The sequence below is a fragment of the Lactobacillus sp. ESL0681 genome, assembly GCF_029392835.1.
GTDB lineage: Bacteria > Bacillota > Bacilli > Lactobacillales > Lactobacillaceae > Lactobacillus.
The window spans coordinates 764,789-782,591 of record NZ_CP113943.1 but is presented as its reverse complement, the minus strand read 5'-3'; the positions used below and the strand labels follow the sequence as shown (position 1 = coordinate 782,591).

The 17,803-nt window shown below is 37.6% G+C and carries 21 protein-coding genes and 1 other RNA gene; 21 read left to right on the top strand and 1 reads right to left on the bottom strand.

All coding sequences use genetic code 11. The features are described from left to right. Positions 1 to 15: 15 nt before the first annotated feature. The 4 genes from OZX59_RS03695 to OZX59_RS03680 all read left to right on the top strand — a co-directional run bounded on the left by OZX59_RS03695 (position 16) and on the right by OZX59_RS03680 (position 4,915). Positions 16 to 987: an ATP-binding cassette domain-containing protein gene (locus tag OZX59_RS03695; protein ID WP_277126795.1), complete on the top strand. Its 972-nt coding sequence runs from the start codon at positions 16 to 18 to the stop codon at positions 985 to 987. Positions 988 to 1,206: 219 nt separating this feature from the next. Continuing rightward, complete coding sequence (locus OZX59_RS03690) at positions 1,207 to 2,082, top strand: C39 family peptidase (RefSeq protein WP_277126794.1); 876 nt, start codon at positions 1,207 to 1,209, stop codon at positions 2,080 to 2,082. Between the two features lie 31 nt (positions 2,083 to 2,113). After that, positions 2,114 to 3,133 carry an NlpC/P60 family protein gene (locus tag OZX59_RS03685; RefSeq protein WP_277126793.1) on the top strand — a complete coding sequence of 340 codons (1,020 nt, stop codon included), beginning with the start codon at positions 2,114 to 2,116 and terminating at the stop codon, positions 3,131 to 3,133. Between the two features lie 228 nt (positions 3,134 to 3,361). Further along, the gene (locus OZX59_RS03680; RefSeq protein WP_277126792.1) at positions 3,362 to 4,915 is read left to right on the top strand and encodes a ClC family H(+)/Cl(-) exchange transporter; all 1,554 of its coding nucleotides are present in this window, start codon (positions 3,362 to 3,364) and stop codon (positions 4,913 to 4,915) included. A gap of 42 nt (positions 4,916 to 4,957) precedes the next feature. On the opposite strand, the gene OZX59_RS03675 is transcribed toward OZX59_RS03680, so the two are convergent. Next, positions 4,958 to 6,028: a C39 family peptidase gene (locus OZX59_RS03675; RefSeq protein WP_277126791.1), complete on the bottom strand. Its 1,071-nt coding sequence runs from the start codon at positions 6,026 to 6,028 to the stop codon at positions 4,958 to 4,960. Positions 6,029 to 6,192: 164 nt separating this feature from the next. Here OZX59_RS03675 and OZX59_RS03670 point away from each other — a divergent pair, with 164 nt between their 5' ends. From OZX59_RS03670 to tsaD, 17 genes are all read left to right on the top strand, one after another. Then, positions 6,193 to 7,143 carry a serine hydrolase gene (locus OZX59_RS03670; protein WP_277126790.1) on the top strand — a complete coding sequence of 317 codons (951 nt, stop codon included), beginning with the start codon at positions 6,193 to 6,195 and terminating at the stop codon, positions 7,141 to 7,143. Between the two features lie 79 nt (positions 7,144 to 7,222). Then, entirely contained in the window at positions 7,223 to 7,843 is a 621-nt protein-coding gene (locus tag OZX59_RS03665; RefSeq protein WP_277126789.1) for a class I SAM-dependent methyltransferase, read from the top strand. Then, positions 7,843 to 8,340, top strand: a complete 498-nt coding sequence (tadA, locus tag OZX59_RS03660) for a tRNA adenosine(34) deaminase TadA (RefSeq protein ID WP_277126788.1) — start codon at positions 7,843 to 7,845, stop codon at positions 8,338 to 8,340. Before OZX59_RS03665 ends, tadA begins: the two co-directional genes overlap by 1 nt. A gap of 25 nt (positions 8,341 to 8,365) precedes the next feature. After that, positions 8,366 to 8,466, top strand: an RNA gene (gene ffs / locus OZX59_RS03655) — signal recognition particle sRNA small type. A gap of 53 nt (positions 8,467 to 8,519) precedes the next feature. After that, entirely contained in the window at positions 8,520 to 10,304 is a 1,785-nt protein-coding gene (gene dnaX, locus OZX59_RS03650; protein ID WP_277126787.1) for a DNA polymerase III subunit gamma/tau, read from the top strand. Between the two features lie 17 nt (positions 10,305 to 10,321). Next, the gene (locus OZX59_RS03645) at positions 10,322 to 10,651 is read left to right on the top strand and encodes a YbaB/EbfC family nucleoid-associated protein (RefSeq protein WP_277126786.1); all 330 of its coding nucleotides are present in this window, start codon (positions 10,322 to 10,324) and stop codon (positions 10,649 to 10,651) included. Beyond that, positions 10,652 to 11,251: a recombination mediator RecR gene (recR, locus tag OZX59_RS03640; RefSeq protein WP_277126785.1), complete on the top strand. Its 600-nt coding sequence runs from the start codon at positions 10,652 to 10,654 to the stop codon at positions 11,249 to 11,251. After that, the gene (locus tag OZX59_RS03635) at positions 11,252 to 11,482 is read left to right on the top strand and encodes a YaaL family protein (RefSeq protein WP_277126784.1); all 231 of its coding nucleotides are present in this window, start codon (positions 11,252 to 11,254) and stop codon (positions 11,480 to 11,482) included. 101 nt (positions 11,483 to 11,583) lie between these two features. After that, a complete protein-coding gene (tmk, locus tag OZX59_RS03630) occupies positions 11,584 to 12,231 on the top strand; it encodes a dTMP kinase (protein WP_277126783.1) in 648 nt (215 codons plus the stop codon). Between the two features lie 5 nt (positions 12,232 to 12,236). Continuing rightward, on the top strand, positions 12,237 to 12,560 hold the full coding sequence (locus OZX59_RS03625) for a cyclic-di-AMP receptor (RefSeq protein WP_277126782.1): 324 nt from the start codon (positions 12,237 to 12,239) through the stop codon (positions 12,558 to 12,560). Continuing rightward, a complete protein-coding gene (locus tag OZX59_RS03620; RefSeq protein WP_277126781.1) occupies positions 12,560 to 13,408 on the top strand; it encodes a DNA polymerase III subunit delta in 849 nt (282 codons plus the stop codon). Before OZX59_RS03625 ends, OZX59_RS03620 begins: the two co-directional genes overlap by 1 nt. Before the next feature lie 21 nt (positions 13,409 to 13,429). Then, entirely contained in the window at positions 13,430 to 13,771 is a 342-nt protein-coding gene (gene yabA / locus OZX59_RS03615) for a DNA replication initiation control protein YabA (protein ID WP_277126780.1), read from the top strand. A gap of 3 nt (positions 13,772 to 13,774) precedes the next feature. Next, positions 13,775 to 14,629 carry a 16S rRNA (cytidine(1402)-2'-O)-methyltransferase gene (rsmI, locus tag OZX59_RS03610; protein WP_277126779.1) on the top strand — a complete coding sequence of 285 codons (855 nt, stop codon included), beginning with the start codon at positions 13,775 to 13,777 and terminating at the stop codon, positions 14,627 to 14,629. 9 nt (positions 14,630 to 14,638) lie between these two features. Next, the gene (locus OZX59_RS03605; RefSeq protein ID WP_277126778.1) at positions 14,639 to 15,373 is read left to right on the top strand and encodes an acyl-ACP thioesterase domain-containing protein; all 735 of its coding nucleotides are present in this window, start codon (positions 14,639 to 14,641) and stop codon (positions 15,371 to 15,373) included. A 56-nt stretch (positions 15,374 to 15,429) separates the two neighbouring features. Next, a complete protein-coding gene (locus OZX59_RS03600) occupies positions 15,430 to 15,948 on the top strand; it encodes a folate family ECF transporter S component (RefSeq protein ID WP_277126777.1) in 519 nt (172 codons plus the stop codon). A 28-nt stretch (positions 15,949 to 15,976) separates the two neighbouring features. Then, positions 15,977 to 16,717, top strand: a complete 741-nt coding sequence (gene tsaB / locus OZX59_RS03595; RefSeq protein WP_277126776.1) for a tRNA (adenosine(37)-N6)-threonylcarbamoyltransferase complex dimerization subunit type 1 TsaB — start codon at positions 15,977 to 15,979, stop codon at positions 16,715 to 16,717. 33 nt (positions 16,718 to 16,750) lie between these two features. Next, complete coding sequence (tsaD, locus tag OZX59_RS03590; RefSeq protein ID WP_277126775.1) at positions 16,751 to 17,800, top strand: tRNA (adenosine(37)-N6)-threonylcarbamoyltransferase complex transferase subunit TsaD; 1,050 nt, start codon at positions 16,751 to 16,753, stop codon at positions 17,798 to 17,800. Positions 17,801 to 17,803 lie beyond the last annotated feature (3 nt).

The window sequence follows — 17,803 nt, the reverse complement described above, 5'->3', positions numbered from 1 at the left end:
GTAGAGGAAATAGTTATGAAATATAATGTATTACAAAACCTTGGCTGGCTAAGAAAATTTATGAAAGAGGAACGGCTTTATTTAGAAAGTTGGCCACTTTTAAGTAGTATTGTTAAATTAGTTAGTTCTATTTTAGATGCTAGTTTACCGGCAGTTGTAATATGGGCATTTTCTGAAAGTCATATAACTTTTAAATTTAGTTTTCTAGTTGCTTTATGTGTTTTAACAGGAATTTTAACATGGTTTGATAGTTGGTATAATCGAAAAATGTTTTGGGAAAACACCAAGCTAACTATGAGACTTGATATTGAAGATGCTGAATTGTATTATAGTGAGCCATTTGCTGACAGCTTGTCAAATAAAATACAGGATAGAAGATTTTCAGATACACAGTATGCTTTTTTTAATGAAAATTCTGGTGCTGGGATTTTCATACCAAGCTTGGTTAAATTTATATCATCTGCAGCTTCACTGGTTGTTATTTCAATTTTGACTATAAAAATAAGTCCAATTGTTTTAGTGATAATTGCTATCAGTGTTGGATTTAGCTATTTGTTATTGCGACAATTAACTATCAAGAGAAATAAAATTAGAACAAGTATTGATGCTGAACAATTAACAAGAGAATATTATCTTAAAACTAGTTATGATGAAGGTATTAACTTTTCTGGTGGAGAATTGCAAAAAATTGCTATTGGCCGTGCTGCTTATCGTAAAAGTGAGTTTTACGTATTAGATGAACCAACTTCAGCATTAGATCCAATTTCTGAAGAAGAAGTCTTCAATCAATTTGAACAATTGACCCACCACAAATCAGCATTGTTTATTTCCCATAGAATGAGTTCCACTAGAAAGAGCGATTATATCTATGTTTTTAATCAGGGAGAATTGGTTGAACAGGGAAATCATAACAAGCTAGTGAGCTTGAAAGGGCTATATTATAAATTGTACAAAGCACAGTCGATATTTTTTACAAGTAATGATTAAATTTCTATTTTTTATCAGTAATCATGTTATAAAAATAATAATTATTAATCAGGTCTAGAGTTTTGAATTTACAAGTAAAATTTTAACTTTTTAAGGCTATTTAACTGAGTAGTTATGATTAAATTGTGTTATTTTTTATATAAAGTATTGTACTTATTTTCCTAAAAGAGTAAATTAATATAATGGAAAAATAATTTGCTTGGAATTAAGGGAGTGAGTATGAAGCGAAGAATAATTTTGGTATTGCTGGCCATCGTATTGGTTATAAAGTTAGCTTGGCCAACTAGTATTGTTGCAGCAGACAGCGATGATGGCCAAGCTGATACAGGTACGAATGACACTCAAACCACAGCAGATACTGAAAAGGATGGCTGGGTTAAAGTTGGAAAGAAGACTTATTACTATAAGTCAGGCCATCTAGTCAAAGGTCTAGTTAAGATTGGAAATTTTAATTATTTGTTTGATAAAAAAGGTCAGATGCTGACTGGCGTGCGTAAAACTCCGCATCAAGAAAATTATAGCTATTATCGTGCTAATGGTCGCAGAAGTGAAAAATCGATTTCCACTAAAAAAGCACACTATTGGATTAAGCAGGGCAAAATTACGGGTATCAAAAATCAGGCAAAGGTAATTAGTCAAAAGCCTGAATTGCCAACCGGTTGCGAAATGACTGCAGTGACGATGATGCTAAATTTTGCTGGAGTAAAGGTTTCTAAATTGACTGTTGCCAAAAAGACCCCGCGCAGCAATAATCCTAATCGTGGTTTTATTGGTTCGCCGTATAAAGAATATCCAGCGGGATATTGGGTAGCACCAGATGGAATCAAGGGAGTAGTTAAACATTATTTGGGCAAGGCGAGTGTAATGAGCGGTAAAAGTTTAAAGTCAATTAAGAAAAAATTGCTACGCTCGCATTTAGTGGTCGTTTGGGTTAAAGGAATTGACGGTCTAGCCAATCATGCATTAACTCTAACCGGCTATCATAAAAGTAAGTTATATTACAACGATCCTTGGACTGGTAAAAAGTCATCAATTAGTGAGAAAAAATTTATGCCACATTGGCGTGGAGATGGCCTTAGGGCATTAAGTTATTAATATTGTTTATTTATTTTGAAGGGAAAAGAATATGAAATATCGTAAACAACTATATACAGGGTTAGCTGCTATCCTATTATTATCGGGGACAGCTAATACCGTTGTTGCTGCTCAAGAGAGTACAAATACTGTGCCACCAGTTCAAGATTCGACTGATGTAGCACAGCCAACGGCAGACTCACAGCCAGCTGCTACGGAAGCTAAGACAAAGTCTGCTTTTAGCGGTTTGCATACTAAATATAAGTGGACAGCTGGAGATAAGATTACTGATCAAGTTTCCTTAAACGGCAAGGGGAAGCGTGAGGTTAAGTTACAAAAGTGGAATGGTAAAAAGTATATTAATCAAAAAACATACCATACTGATGAAAATGGTAATTTTAAAATAACCTATCCTAGTGTTTGGTATCACCATCAACATTCTACATGGCGCCTGTCTGCACCGGCCACTGATGATGCTACTGCTGTTAAAAGCCAAAAAATTGGTATCTCAACTGTTCGTCGTTATCAAATTCCAAAGAAGTACCGCCAAATTCACAACAAGAGCATGCATCTTAAAGGCTACTATGTTAGTCCACTTGACAAGAGCTTGAATTATGCTTCTACTAGAAAAGATTATATTAAGGCCTTTATTAATCGTGGATATCAATATAAGAATGCAGGTACTGCTTGGATTGATTTTACTTCTAAAAAGCCAGGTACCTCTGTTGATTGTTCCGGTTTAATTATGCAATGTATGTATGCTGCGGGAATTGATCCATCCCCATCTAACCCTAAATGGCATGCAACTCATGAATGGGGTTGTCGCTCATTAGTTCAAAGTAAAACTCTACAAACGGTTAAGTTAAAGAACCTTAAACGTGGCGATATTATTTTTTATGGTAAACCTAAGCCAAGTAACTATCATGTTGGGATTTATTTAGGCAAGAATAAGGTATTGCATTCATGGCCAAATTGGGGTGTAACTGTTTCTAACGCAAACTTCCGACCATACTATTATGCTAAACGAATTTTCCCAGTTGCTAAGACTAAAGTTGTTCATCAAAATAGTTAAAAATTATAAGGCAATTAAAAGCTAGCCTGAACCCTGGAGTTAGGATAATCTAATTTCAGGGTTTTAGTGTGTCTGAATGATTTGAGCAATAAAGTTAACTGGCGTTGTCAATGTCTTGGCAACTAGTAATCTGATAAGAGATACTAGTATAGAATTAACCTCACTTTTTAGCTGTTTTGGTGTAAAATGGAAAAGCAAACTTATGTATGTCAAGGAGGATGAAGCTTTGTGCGCAATCGCTCAGAAATAAAATTATTGGGACAAGCACTTTTAGTTGGATTATTTACAGGAATAGTTGTTGGGATTTTTCGTTTGGGGATCGAAAGGATGACGTCCTTTTGGTTAAAATTATTTCAGTTGGCACACGCTAATCTTTACTGGCTAATCGTAATTGTGATTGGTTTATGTATCGTTGGGATTATTGCTGGCTATTTTGTGAAGCAATATAGCCATGTTGGTGGTTCAGGAATTCCCGAAGTAAAATTGCAATTGCAAGGAAATTTATCGCTTTCCTGGTTTCCAATTTTATGGCGGAAATTAATTGGTGGTATCTTGGTTATTAGTACAGGTCTATTCTTGGGCCCTGAAGGACCGTCACTGCAATTAGGAGCAACTATTGGCCAAGGCGTTGGTGAAACTGCTAAGCAAACTAAAACCAATATTCGAGTTTTGATTGCAACCGGGGCAGCAAGTGGTTTAGCTGCGGCTTTTGGTGCACCGCTAAGTGGAGCGTTGTTTGTTTTGGAAGAAGTTTTTCATAACTTTTCACAACGCGTCTGGTTAAATGCGTTGGCAGGTGCAATGATTGCCGATTTTGTTGTTTCTAATTTGTTTGGGCAACATGCTACACTTGCACTTACTTATAACTATTCATTCCCGATTCCATTGTATTGGCATTTATTAATTTTAGGTGTACTGTTAGGTATTTTGGGCCATTTATATAAAATTGGTCTGTTTAATTGTAAAAAATTATATGAAAAAGTTAGATTTCTACCTAAATGGCTTTTTGGCTTCATTCCGTTACTGCTTTTAATTCCAATTGCTTATTTCTTACCATTAATTACTGGTCCAGGTAATCGCCTAATTTTGGCTTTGCCTAAGTTAATCACTAAACCGGGTTGGTCAATAATTGGTCTGTTATTGGCCTTTTATGTGATTAGACTAATTTTTTCAATTATTTCCTATGATTCGGGACTGCCGAGTGGAATTTTTTTACCTATTTTAACAATGGGAGCTTTAATTGGTGCTGTCTATGGCCTTTTCATGGTGCAACTTCATCTATTACCACAAAAACTAGTCATTAACCTGATTATTTTTGCAATGGCAGGTTATTTTGCTGCAATTATCAGAGCCCCATTTACAGCAGTTATCTTAATTACTGAAATGGTTGGTTCTCTTTTGCATTTAATGCCGCTAGCGGTGGTTTCGTTTATATCGCTATTAGTTGATGAATTGTTGGGAGGCTTGCCAATTTATGATAGCTTGGCCCAAGCGATGATGGATAAGCAAAAGACACGCAGAACCGCGACTATCGGCCAACGCGATCAATTAACGATACCTATTTACGAGGATAGCAATCTAGTTGACCAAAAAATTGCAGCGATAGCTTGGCCCAAAAACACTTTGGTTAAGGTAATCCATCGTGGCGGAAGGGATGTTATTCCTAATGGTCAGACCAAAATTGCCAATGGTGACAATCTAGTCTTAGAGCTTGATGCGGGAGAGCGTGGTCAAGTTTATGATAAAATCAAGCAGCTACAAGCAGTAGAATATGATGGTTAAAAAAAGAACTTCATTGAGTTGAAGTTCTTTTTAGTCTGTAAGTTATTTAAAAGTGATTGCTTTATGGTTATATTCGTTTTGAATTTGCTTTTTGGTTACCCAAGCAATAGCACCATGGTCGTAGTTCATATTCTTACCACCAGTACCAGCGCCAGCATTCTTGGAGTAGTATAGTGGATCGTAAACCCTGAACTTACCATTCTTGTAACCAGTGATTACCTTACAGTGATTGCGGTTGTAATCGCCAGCTTTTTGATATGAAGAAAAGCCGTAGTACAAAACTGGCTTGCCAGCTTGGATATACATTCTGAAGTCGTTAACTGTCGGCTTCTTGCTGGTAATATTAGTTAGATCCTTACCTTTTTTAAAAGTATGACCATACTTGGTTAAAGCTCCGGGACTAATTACATAGCCAAAGCCTTCGCCAGTATAAACGTTACCCTTTTGGCCACCCTTAGTTGGCTGCATTGGTAAGTTGTTTTGGATTTTTTGTAATAAGGAAGTGGTAATCTTTTGGCCCTTGTAGCCTAGCATCATCGCTAAAGATGCGCCGGCACAACCCCAAGGAGTTTTAACCGGAGTGTATTGACTAACGTAAGGTACTTTGACCAGTTTCTTTTGACTGGATTTAGCTACAGCCTTTTTATTGATGTAACCAATCGTCTTCTTGCCTTTATATAGCCAGTAATAAGTCTTCTTGTTGTGCTTGAATGACTTCTTCACAGTATATGGTTTGTGGAAGTACTTCGAAGCTGATTTCTTATTAGCAAAGTTACCAGTGTAAATACCATAATTCTTCTTGATGATATAAACTTTAAAAGACTTAACTTTTTTGGCTTTAGTTGAAGATTGTTTCTTTTTTGCAGGCTTGGCCACTGGCTTAGCAGCCGTGGTAGTAGCAGTCCCTGCTGGTTTTTCATTAGTTGTAGTTGTTGGACTAGTAGTGTTAGCTGTTTGGCCAGCATCAGTAGCTGGTGAAGTAGGTTGGGCTTCAGTTGAGCTAGTAGGTTCTTCTGCTGCCAAAGCGACTGCAGTTGGCATTGCCACAGGTGCAGCTAACAAAATAGCGGCAGAAAAAGTTACTAGCTTAGTAATGACTTTAGTCTTTTTCATATATAACTCCTATAAATAAAATATTAATACTAATATTATATATTTCATTAGACGTAAAAAGCAATAGTAATTAGAATGAACAATAAAGTTGTTCTGGATGTAATTGGTTTGTAAAGGTTATGTGCTAAGATAAAAAATAATAACTGATGAAAGAGTGTTTCCAATTGAAATTTAAACTAAAAAAATACTTATTAATAGGTATCGGTTTTATTAGCTTGATAGTTATTGGTAGTGATGTTTCTGTTCATGCTACTGAATATAGCACTGAACAAGCCGAAACGGTTGGCGAAACCAGTAAGGTCATTAAGGCTAAGAAACCAAAAACTAAGGCTAAAGCTTATGCAGTTTTAGATCGCAAAACGGGTGAAGTATTGGTACAAAAGAATGCTAACAAGCAATACTTAACTGCTTCAACAGGTAAATTAATGACGATCTATTTGGCGGCTCGTAAAATTGATAATAAATCTAAAAACTGGAATAAAAAAGTTAAGTTTTCCAAAACCTTAGTTAATATGGGGAATAATCCTAATTTTGACAGTTTTCATGTTAAGAGTGGGAAAAAATATACGATTAGGCAAGTGATGCAGTCAACCATTATTAATTCAGCTAATAATTCGGCGATTCGGCTGGGACAGTGGGTTGCTGGTTCAAACAAAGAATTCATCAAAATGATGAATAAACAAGCTAAGTTGTGGGGACTAAAAGCGACCTTTACTTCTGCTTCAGGTTTAGAAAATGATGATTTATCTCCTTATGGTTATTGGGTACAAGGTGATCTTAATTCCGGGAACTTGTTGTCCGCTAAAGATTTAGCGATCATTGCTTATCATGTTGCTAATGATTATCCAGAGTTAATGAAATACTTTAAAACTACTTCCAAAGTGGTTGCTGGGCAAAAGCTGGTTAACCAAAATCGCACATTACCGGGTCAAAAATTTTATCAAAAGTCCCTCAAACCTGATGGTATGAAAACAGGTTGGACGCCGCGAGCAGGTTATTGTTTTGTTGGTAGTAGTCAAAAAGACGACGGTCTGATAACGGTTGTGCTTAACGATCCCGATGAATTTTCTGATACGACCAAGTTAATGAACTTTACTTATGATAATTTAAATTAATGAAGATGAGGACGCTTTGTCGATAAGCGTCTTTTTTGCTAGAATAAAATAGTAGATTGTAATTTAGAAATGAGCAAAAATGACTAAAGAAGAAAATCAAATGTACTTTGCTGCTAATCCGACTGCTGCTCACGATGAGCATCTAGTTGATTATAGTGCTAATGGCATTAATTTGAAGTTTAAAACTGATGCTGGTGTGTTTTCTAAAATGCGGGTTGACTATGGTTCTGGCGTCTTGATTAAGGCATTGAGTGATGTGCAACTTCCTGCAGGAGATATTTTAGATCTGGGGGCGGGTTATGGCCCCTTGGGATTATTTGCTGCTAAAATTTGGCCGCAGCATACGGTTCATTTAGTTGATGTTAATGAACGCGGGCTAGATTTAGCACGGCAAAATGCAAAATTAAATCAGATAACTAATGTGGAAATTTATGCTTCAGATATTTATGAACAGATTGATTCGACTAAGAAGTTTGGCTTAATTATTACCAATCCGCCTATTCGGGCTGGTAAAAATGTAGTTACGCAAATGCTTGCGCAAGCTCAAGACCATTTGATTAATGGTGGTATTTTACTAGAAGTTATTCAAAAAAAGCAGGGCGAACCGAGTAGTCGAAAATTGCTTCAAGAGACCTATAGTAACTGCACTATTTTGACTCGTGATAAAGGCTATTATGTTTTGCAGGCAGTGAATAATTAATGGAATTTACTAGTGAAAACAAGCAGAAATATATGCAGCTAGCCTTTGATCAGGCGCAAATCGCACAAAACTTGGGTGAAGTTCCAATTGGTGCAGTAATAATTGATCCTGACGGACAAGTAATTGGTAGTGGTTATAATCGGCGCGAACTCAACCAAGACGCTACAGGACATGCGGAAATGATTGCGATTAGACAGGCTTGTACTAACTTAGGGACTTGGCGTTTAATTGATTGTAGTCTTTTTGTAACTTTGGAGCCGTGTCCCATGTGTGCTGGAGCAATTATCAATGCGCGAATCAAAAATGTCTTTTATGGTGCGCTTGATCCTAAGGCTGGTGCTGGTGGAAGTGTTGTTGATTTATTTGCTGTACCTAAATTTAATCATCATCCCAACGTGATTCGTGGGTTATATCGCGATCGTGCTAGTCAGATGATGAAAAGTTTTTTTAAAGAGATTAGACAGAAACAAAAATCAGCAAAAAAATCGGCAAAATAGTGGCAACTTTAGTCAAAATACGGTATTATATTTATTGGGCAATGTTTGACCTCCGAAGCGTGTCAGGACCGGAAGGTAGCAGCACTAAGGTCGCTTCAGGCATGTGCCTTTTATTAGACATTTACAAACTCTTAACTCTTAAACAAGAGTTAAGAGTTTTTTACTAGAGAAAGATTATCATGGCTTATCAAGCGTTATACCGTAAGTGGCGACCGAGAACTTTTGCAAGTGTGGTTGGTCAAGCAGACATTACGAATACTCTGAAGAATGCCATTGAGCGTGGCACGATTTCGCACGCTTTTTTATTTGCGGGACCGCGCGGAACTGGGAAAACTTCTTGCGCCAAGATTTTTGCTAAAGCGTTGAACTGTACTAATTTACAGGATGGTGAACCTTGTAATGAATGTGCTAATTGTCAAGCTGCTGATCAGGGGGCTTTGCCTGATATTATTGAAATTGATGCGGCTTCAAATAATGGTGTTGATGAAATTCGTGAAATTCGTGATAAGGTAAAATATGCTCCGACTCAGGGTAAATATAAAGTATACATTATTGATGAGGTACATATGTTGTCAATGGGCGCTTTTAATGCCTTATTGAAAACTTTGGAAGAGCCGCCTGAGCATGTGGTATTTATCTTAGCAACTACCGAAATTCAAAAAGTTCCGGCAACCATTATTTCACGGACACAGCGTTATAATTTTAAACGGTTACCAGCAACAGAGCTAGTTAAGCAAATGACCTATATTCTTGATCAAGAAAAAATTGCGTATGATGATCAAGCACTGGCAGTAATTGCTCAAGTAGCTGATGGCGGTATGCGGGATGCCCTGAGCATTTTAGATCAATTGCTTAGTTATGAAAAAGATTCGGTTAACTATCAAGATGCCTTGCAGATTACCGGTTTTGCGGCTAAAGAGCAGATTGAGCAACTCTTGCTGGCACTGCTAGATCATGATGCCAGTCAGGCTTTAACATTAGCTCAAGATGAACTAAAAAATGGTGCTAGTTCTAAGAATATCTTGGATGAAATTATTGATTTGGCGACTACCGCTTTAATGGTAATTAAGGCAGGCAGTGATGACCAGAACACGTTTATGACGACTGGTTTTGCTGATCAAATTAAAAGTGTGCCAGTTGAGCGCTACTTTCAATTGATTAAGGCGGCTAATACTGCTTTAAACGATTTACGCTATACTAATCAGCAACAAATCCCGTTAGAAGTTTTTATTGTTGAGAGTACTAACGACACAGCAACGTCGCAAGCACACCCTAGTCAATTGCAGTCTGCTGATGCAGATTTAGCTAACGAAGTTACTAGTTTAAAAAAACAGGTTGTTAAGCTGGCTGACCAAGTTGCTCAACTTTCCCAAAAACCAGCTGGCAAGAATAATCAGATTTTTCATCTTGATGATGGACCAAGTTCTTCGACTAAAGCAAACGAGCCAGTTGCGACTAAACCGAAGCAGAAAAAACGGTCGGTCAAAACTACTCAGCGAATTAATCAACGAAATCGTGAGCAGGTATACCAGGTGCTAGAAAGTGCTACTAAAACTGACTTGCAAGCCATTAAAGATATCTGGCCTGATTTACAGTCGGTTTTAGCCGTCTCGCAGCGAGCACTACTAGACGTGCTTGAGCCGGTTGCAGCTAGTCCTGAACAAGTAGTAATGAAGTGTAAGTACACCTTATGGTTTGAAAAAGCTAGTTCTGATGATGATTTATTAGCTAAATTAACTGGAGAAATTGCCAAATTTACTCAGCATGATTATGAGATTGTCTTGGTGCCTGATGAGGATTGGCTTAAGGTGCGCCAAGAATTTGTACAGACTCACGGTAAAGAATTATTGGCTAAAAAGCGTGGCTCGCAGGATCAAGATACTCAGCAAGAATCAGACACTGGCCAGGAAGTTATTCAAAAGGCTAAGGAGTTATTTGGCGATACGGTTAATGTTAAGGATTGAAATTTAAGGAGAATATAATGAGTAAAAAACCTAATTTTGGCGCGATGGGCGGCATGAATATGCAACAAATGATGAAGCAAGCCAAAAAGATGCAGGATCAAATGGCGCAAGAACAACAAAATATTACCAGCCAAGAATTTGTTGGTAAATCTGCGGAAGATTTAGTAACGGCTACTTTGACAGGTGATCATCGTTTAAAGAACCTTGAGATTGATCAAGAAGCCATTGACCCAGATGATCCAGATATGTTGCAAGATTTAATAATTGATGCAGTTAATAAGGGCTTGAGAGGAATTGATGAAGCAACGCAAGCCAGTTTAGGAAAATATACGAAGGGTATGATTTAAGTGCAGTATCCAGCACCAATTGCACATTTAATTGATTCTTATATGAAATTACCGGGAATTGGCGAGAAAACCGCGATTCGTTTAGCCTTTTATACTTTGGATATGCCGGATAAAGATGTAACGGATTTTAGCAGTGCGCTTAGTGAGGTTAAGGATAAGCTGCATCGTTGTTCAGTATGTGGCAATATTACTGAAAAAGATCCTTGTTCAATTTGTGCTAATCCTGATCGTATCCAAACAATGATTATGGTAGTTGAACAACCTAAAGATGTCATGGCGTTTGAAGATATGGGTGAATATGACGGTCTATATCACGTTTTACATGGAGTTTTATCGCCAATGGATGGTATTGGACCTGAAGAGATTAATATTAAGTCGCTAATTGTTCGCCTGCAAAAGCTTGATAGTGTTCAAGAAGTGATTCTGGCATTGAATTCCACTCCAGAAGGTGAATCAACTGCAATGTATCTTAGTAAACTAATTAAACCAGCTGGAATTAAGGTTACCCGCTTAGCAGCAGGTTTGGCAGTTGGTAGTGATATTGAATATGCTAATTCCATTACTTTAAAACGGGCAGTTCAAGGAAGAACGGCGATTTAAATGGCACGCAATAAAGTTAAAAAGTTAGGTGACCAGAGATTGGTCATGATGGTTGAAAAATTGCAATCTGAAATCGCTGTGCAAAAAACACTTGCACCAACCACATTAGATATGTCAACTGATAATATTGTGGCTAATAAAATTTTACAAGCTAAGTACTCGTTCTTATATAATGAGGCTCGGCGGCGTAATACTAGATTTAGTGGTTATACTAATGCAATTTCTGACTAAAAAGTCTACTGAAGTAGGCTTTTTTCTTTTTTATAAAATAAAAGTTGGTTAGGGTGTTCAGAACGAAAAATCTTCTGTAAAATAAAAGCAGGGAGAGTTTTATGAAAAGTTTTTTTGTAAGTTTTGAGGGACCAGATGGGTCAGGTAAAAGCACGGTAATTCAGCAAATGGTTACGCAAATCGCGCCATTTTTAAAAGTACCATATCTTGTGACTCGTGAACCAGGAGGTTCGAAGATTGCGGAACAAATTCGTCAGTTGATTTTGGATCCGGCTAACGACGCGATGAGTGCTGAAACAGAGGCTTTGCTTTATGCAGCGGCTAGGAGTCAGCATATGAAGGAGACGGTGATTCCAGCTCTTTTAGAAGGCAAAATTGTTTTTTCGGATCGGTTTGTTGACAGTTCGCTAGCGTATCAAGGAGTTGGACGTGATTTGGGGATTAAGCAAGTCAAACAAATTAATGATTTTGCGACTAAAGGGATTGCCCCTGATTTAACGATCTTTTTAGATGTTAAGCCTGAAATCGGATTGGCACGGATTGCTAAACAACGCTCAGGTCAAGAAGATCGCTTGGAACTAGAAAAGTTACTTTTTCATCAAAAGGTTTATGCAGGTTACCAAACGGTTATTAAGCAGTATCCGGAACGAATTCAGGTAATTGATGCTAATCGTTTGCTTACAGATGTGGTAGACGACTGTGTTAAACTTATCATAAAACGTTTACCAAAAGAGTTGCTAAAGGACTGATTTTAATGAAATTAATAATTGCAATTGTACAAAAAGAAGATGCCAATCGGCTGCAACAAACCTTTGTCAAAGAAAACATTCAAGCAACCAAGTTGGCTACAACGGGTGGCTTTTTGAGCCAAGGAAACACTACTTTTTTAATTGGAACAGACGATGATCATGTTAAAAGAGTCCTGCAGGTTATTAAGGATGAATCTCAGGCGCGTGAGGAATATATGAATCCTAACATGACTATGGCTGGTTTTGAAGTTAGCAATCAACCCGTTAAATTTACTGTTGGTGGAGCAACCTGCTTTGTTTTACCAGTTGAAGAGTTTAAACAATTTTAATGACGATTGAAATTACCAAGAAAAATGCTAAACAGGCGGCTTTTTTAAAACGGGCATTCGAGCAAAAGCAATTGGCACAGAGTTATTTGTTCGTTGCAACGGATGTGCAAGAAGCGCTAAATACGGCATATTGGTTAGCCTGTTTATATAATTGTACTGGTGCTGATCGGCCTGATGGGACTTGTCGAATTTGTCAGCAGATTATCTCAGGTAATCATCCCGATGTTTTGGAGATTACCAGAGGCGATAAACAGACGATTGGGATTGATCAGGTGCGCGTATTAAAGTCCGAACTTGCTAAAAGTCCAGTGCAGAGTGATTGCCGCTTTTTTTTCATTAAAGAAGCCCAGAAGTTAACGCTACCTTCCAGTAATGCTTTGCTGAACTTGCTTGAGGAGCCAGTTGCACCAGTTGTTACCATTTTAATCACTAATAATGCTGATAAGATTTTGCCGACCGTTCGTTCACGGACGCAGATTATTAATTTTGCTGGTGAAGTACTAGCAGATAGTAGGACTAAGTTCTTAATGCAGGCTGGTTTCAGTTCAGCAGACTTGGCTGAACTAGGAGATACTCAAGCGCTAGATCAGTCAATTAAGTATTTTTATCAAGAATTAAGTGAAAAAAATGCCTTAGCCGTTGTTAGTGCACATAAATTGGGTGAATTAGCTAAGAAAAAAATAACACAAAATTATATTATTAATATGTTAAAATTGTTGGCACAACAAGATTTAACACATAAACAGCAAGCTGGAGCAAAAATATTAAAGAACTTATTGAAAATTGATCGCATGCAACATAGTAACGTCAGTTTTCGTAATCTTTTGACTTATCTTGCTTTGCAGTAGAAACGGTAGGTGTTTTTACAGGTGGATTCTTATTCAAAATTGCAACAGCTGCATGACTCAATGGTTAATATGACTAAGACAATTGCGAGCTTAGAAAATGATATTTTAGATACACTTAAAGAAAATACGGAATTAAAGGTAGAAAATCAACTTCTACGCGAGAAGCTAGACAAGATGACGAATGCCCATAATGGAACGATTAAAACTCAGAGTGGACTAGAGTCTTTAAGGCAAATTTATAATTCTGGCTATCATATTTGTAATATGTATTATGGTTCACATCGTGATCCTAGTTCAGATTGCATGTTTTGCTTGGATATTCTTGATAATTTTGGTGAAAAAAAGAAAGTACACAAAGGTTAGATAATGCAGCAGCAAAGTAGTTATGCGCAAGAAACAGGAAAGCTTTACTTGGTGCCAACTCCGATTGGAAACCTAGAAGATATCACCATTCGTGCCAAAAAAATTTTAACTCAGGCTGATTATATTGCGGCTGAGGATACTAGAACCAGTGGGATTTTATTACAGAAAATTGGCGTTCATAATCACATGTTGTCATTTCATAAATATAATTCTAAGCAGCGGGCTCCAGAGCTAGTTAAGCTGATGCAAGATGGTGCAGTGATTGCCGAAATTAGTGATGCGGGGATGCCGGTGATTTCTGATCCTGGTTTTATTTTGGTACAGGAATGTTTAAAAAACGATATTCCAGTTGTGCCATTACCTGGTGCGTCAGCGTTTACAACAGCTTTGATTGCATCTGGGTTTGATGCGCAACCATTTACCTATTATGGTTTTTTGCCGCGCAAAACTAGTGAACAACAGGTGTTTTTTAAGCAGATGAATGAAGCACGGGCAACTTCAATTTTTTATGAAGCACCGCATCGATTGCTTAAGACTCTCACCAATATGGCTTCAGTCTTGCCAGCTAATCGTAAAATTGTAGCGGCACGTGAATTAACTAAAATTCATGAAGAATTTATTCGTGGGACTGTTGCAGAATTGACGGACTATTTTACACAAACGCCGCCGCGTGGCGAGTTTGTGATTTTGGTTTCACCAAATACGGAGCAACCACAGCAATTAACTTGGCCGGAGTTAATTAAATTAGTTGATCAGCAAGTAGCTGCAGGTCAGACTAAAAAGTCAGCAATTAGGGCAGTAGCTCAGCAGCAGCACGTTTCTAAGAATATGTTGTATGATCAGTATAATCATAAGTAGAGGAAGCTAATGGAGTATAGTGAACAAAAACGCATTGAATTTTATGAATGTGATGAAAATGAACGCTTAAAATTACCAGCAATGGTTGATTTAATGATGAGTGTTTCTGAACATCAATTAGTCAGTGGCAGCGCTAGTACCGATGCATTAACCAAAAGGGGATTAGGCTGGGTAGTAACGCAATATCAGATTGAAGTTAATACTTTGCCTAAACCCAATGATTTAGTTACAGTTAGTACTCAGGCAACAGGATATAATCGCTTTTTAGAATATCGTGATTTTACGTTTACCGATCAAGCTGGTAATCAGCTGATTAAAGCTAAGAGTGAATGGGTTTTGTTTGATTTGCAAAAACGTAAAATGGTTCCAACGGATCAAAAGATGATGACTGAATTAGGAATTCCGTTATTAAAAAAAATCCCCAAATTTCCTCGTTTGCGTGCTCATAGTGAGTATCAACTTCAAAGACAATATCGTGTGCGCTATGATGATTTAGATACTAATCATCACATGACTAATGGTCACTACTTTAGCTGGTTTATCGATACTTTAGATCGTGATTTTCTAAGAACACATGTAGTCCAAAAAATTGATATTAAGTTTAACCAAGAAGTTAGTTACGGACAAGAACCGCAAGTTGCTCTTAGCACGGATTGTGCAGCAAACGAATGTAAAACTTATCATTGCGTTAAGGATAATGAGGCTGCTAGAGCAATATGTGAGCTAACTTGGCGGCAAGTATAATATAATTAAACAGGCATGACGCAGTCATGCTTTTTTAATGAAAGGAAGTGGCAGCTATGTCTTCAAAAAAATTACTCAAACTTGATTTAAATGAGTTAGTTCTGCTTGGCATAATTGTGGCGATGCAAATTATACTGGGACGATTTAGTTTTGGGACATCTGCGGTACACGTCGGCTTAAAATTTATTGGTAGTGTTCTATTGGGATATTTGTTTGGTCCGGTTTGGGGAGCAGTCGGTGGTGGCATCGGTGACTTAATTTCGTCAGCTATCTTTGGTAACCAAGGTGGGTTCTTTGTTGGTTTCACTATCAGTGCAATGCTTGAGCCAATGATTTATGGTTGCTTTTTTTATCAAAAACCCGTTAAAGTTTGGCGGATTGTGCTAGCAACGCTTATGGTTACCTTGATTATTAATATTGGCTTGAATACATTGTGGTTGCATATTTTATATAGCTTAGATTATCGGGCTGCACTAGTTCAACGTATTCCTAAGGAAATAATTGTACCTTGGTTACAAATGTTTGTTAGCTTCTTTGTTTTACAGACCATTTCTCGTGTTAAAATAAAAAGGTAGATTTTTAAAAAGGGAATAGTAATCTGAAATGAAAATTTTAAGTGTGTCAACTGCAACTAATTATCTGAGTGTAGCGCTCAATGATGGACAAAAAGTACTGGTGGAAAAAGGTGAACCTGATGAACGGAATCATAGTGAACACCTTGATCCATTGATTGATGAGATTTTAACTAGTAATAATTTAGCGTTAGCAGATATTGATCGTTTTGCAGTTGCTAATGGTCCTGGTTCATATACTGGTTTGCGGATTGGGGTAACTACCATGAAGATGTTTGCCAGTATTTTAAATAAGGAATTAGTTGGTATTTCAACGCTTGAAGCCTTAGCAGCTAGTTCAACTGCAGAAAACACGTTAATTGTTGCTGGAATTGATGCACGTAATGACAATTACTTTGCTGGAGCATATATCAAACGTGGTGGTCAACTAACTAATGTGCTTGCCGATGGCCATTATCATATCACCACTTTGTTTGAGGCGGTTAAACAAATTGCTAATACTAATTCTTTTGGTAAAATCGAATTCTTAGGTACCGGCTTTGATAAACAAGCATCAGCGTTAACACAATTGCCTCTGCCAATTAGTTATGGTACTGAGCGGCAAAACCTGATTCATGCCGGTCTAATCGGAAAATTAGCTGAATCCGTGCAGCCAGTTGATCCAGATCTATTGTTACCAAATTATTTACGGCGTACACAAGCTGAAGTTGATTGGCATCAAAAGACCGGTCAGCCTTTTGCACCTGATAGTGATTATGTGGAAGAAGTATAGTCATTAATTCGTTGTGACAGAGGAGATTTTATTTTGAAGAGCAAAAAAGATGTTCGAATTTTGGCTTATGAAAGTTCATGTGATGAAACTTCCACTTCAGTCGTTAAAAATGGGCGTGAAGTAGAAAGCCTAATTGTAGCTACACAGATTAAAAGTCACCAACGGTTTGGCGGAGTGGTCCCCGAAGTTGCCAGCAGGCACCATATTGAAGTGATTAGTCAAATTACCAAAGAGGCATTGGCTAAGGCTAATGCAACTTGGCAGGATATTGATGCAATTGCGGTTACCTATGGTCCAGGACTGGTAGGAGCTTTATTAATTGGGGTTAGTGCGGCTAAAGCTGCGTCGATGGCTACTGGTATTCCACTAATCGGAGTTGATCATATTATGGGTCACATTATGGCAGCTCAACTAGAAACGGAAATTGAGTATCCTGCTTTGGCTTTGCAAGTTTCTGGTGGGCATACCGAAATTGTCTTGTTAAAAGATCCTACTCATTTTGAAATTGTTGGTGATACTAGAGATGATGCGGCAGGAGAAGCTTATGACAAAATTGGTCGCGTTTTAGGAGTGCAGTATCCAGCGGGAAAAACGATTGACGAGTGGGCACATCAGGGTCAAGATACGTTCAACTTTCCACGGGCGATGATTGATGATTCTAGTTATGACTTTTCTTTTTCTGGATTAAAGAGTGCCTTTATTAATACCTGTCATCATGCTGACCAAATTCATCAAGAACTTAATAAATATGATTTAGCAGCTAGTTTTCAGGCTGCTGTCGTTGACGTTTTAGTCACCAAAACAATTAGGGCAATCAAACAATATCAACCTAAAACTTTTATTTTGGGTGGCGGAGTAGCAGCTAATCTTGGCTTGCGTAAGCAGATGCAGACGGAAATTACTAAGTTACCTGATTCTATGCAACCGAAAGTAATTCTACCAGCACTTAAATTGTGTGGTGATAATGCGGCAATGATTGGCGCAGCTGCTTATAATTTATACAATGAAGGTAAGTTTGCGGATTTAACGCTGAATGCTGATCCATCATTAGAATTGCCGTATGCTGACAGTATGTTGGAATAGCTA

What these genes read in the sequence shown, in the direction of transcription:
- OZX59_RS03695 (WP_277126795.1), top strand. Translation starts at nt 16, where the DNA reads ATGAAATATAATGTATTACAAAACCTTGGCTGGCTAAGAAAATTTATG.
- OZX59_RS03690 (WP_277126794.1), top strand. Translation starts at nt 1,207, where the DNA reads ATGAAGCGAAGAATAATTTTGGTATTGCTGGCCATCGTATTGGTTATA.
- OZX59_RS03685 (WP_277126793.1), top strand. Translation starts at nt 2,114, where the DNA reads ATGAAATATCGTAAACAACTATATACAGGGTTAGCTGCTATCCTATTA.
- OZX59_RS03675 (WP_277126791.1), bottom strand. Translation starts at nt 6,028, where the DNA reads ATGAAAAAGACTAAAGTCATTACTAAGCTAGTAACTTTTTCTGCCGCT.
- OZX59_RS03665 (WP_277126789.1), top strand. Translation starts at nt 7,223, where the DNA reads ATGACTAAAGAAGAAAATCAAATGTACTTTGCTGCTAATCCGACTGCT.
- tadA (WP_277126788.1), top strand. Translation starts at nt 7,843, where the DNA reads ATGGAATTTACTAGTGAAAACAAGCAGAAATATATGCAGCTAGCCTTT.
- dnaX (WP_277126787.1), top strand. Translation starts at nt 8,520, where the DNA reads ATGGCTTATCAAGCGTTATACCGTAAGTGGCGACCGAGAACTTTTGCA.
- OZX59_RS03645 (WP_277126786.1), top strand. Translation starts at nt 10,322, where the DNA reads ATGAGTAAAAAACCTAATTTTGGCGCGATGGGCGGCATGAATATGCAA.
- OZX59_RS03635 (WP_277126784.1), top strand. Translation starts at nt 11,252, where the DNA reads ATGGCACGCAATAAAGTTAAAAAGTTAGGTGACCAGAGATTGGTCATG.
- tmk (WP_277126783.1), top strand. Translation starts at nt 11,584, where the DNA reads ATGAAAAGTTTTTTTGTAAGTTTTGAGGGACCAGATGGGTCAGGTAAA.
- OZX59_RS03625 (WP_277126782.1), top strand. Translation starts at nt 12,237, where the DNA reads ATGAAATTAATAATTGCAATTGTACAAAAAGAAGATGCCAATCGGCTG.
- OZX59_RS03620 (WP_277126781.1), top strand. Translation starts at nt 12,560, where the DNA reads ATGACGATTGAAATTACCAAGAAAAATGCTAAACAGGCGGCTTTTTTA.
- rsmI (WP_277126779.1), top strand. Translation starts at nt 13,775, where the DNA reads ATGCAGCAGCAAAGTAGTTATGCGCAAGAAACAGGAAAGCTTTACTTG.
- OZX59_RS03605 (WP_277126778.1), top strand. Translation starts at nt 14,639, where the DNA reads ATGGAGTATAGTGAACAAAAACGCATTGAATTTTATGAATGTGATGAA.
- OZX59_RS03600 (WP_277126777.1), top strand. Translation starts at nt 15,430, where the DNA reads ATGTCTTCAAAAAAATTACTCAAACTTGATTTAAATGAGTTAGTTCTG.
- tsaB (WP_277126776.1), top strand. Translation starts at nt 15,977, where the DNA reads ATGAAAATTTTAAGTGTGTCAACTGCAACTAATTATCTGAGTGTAGCG.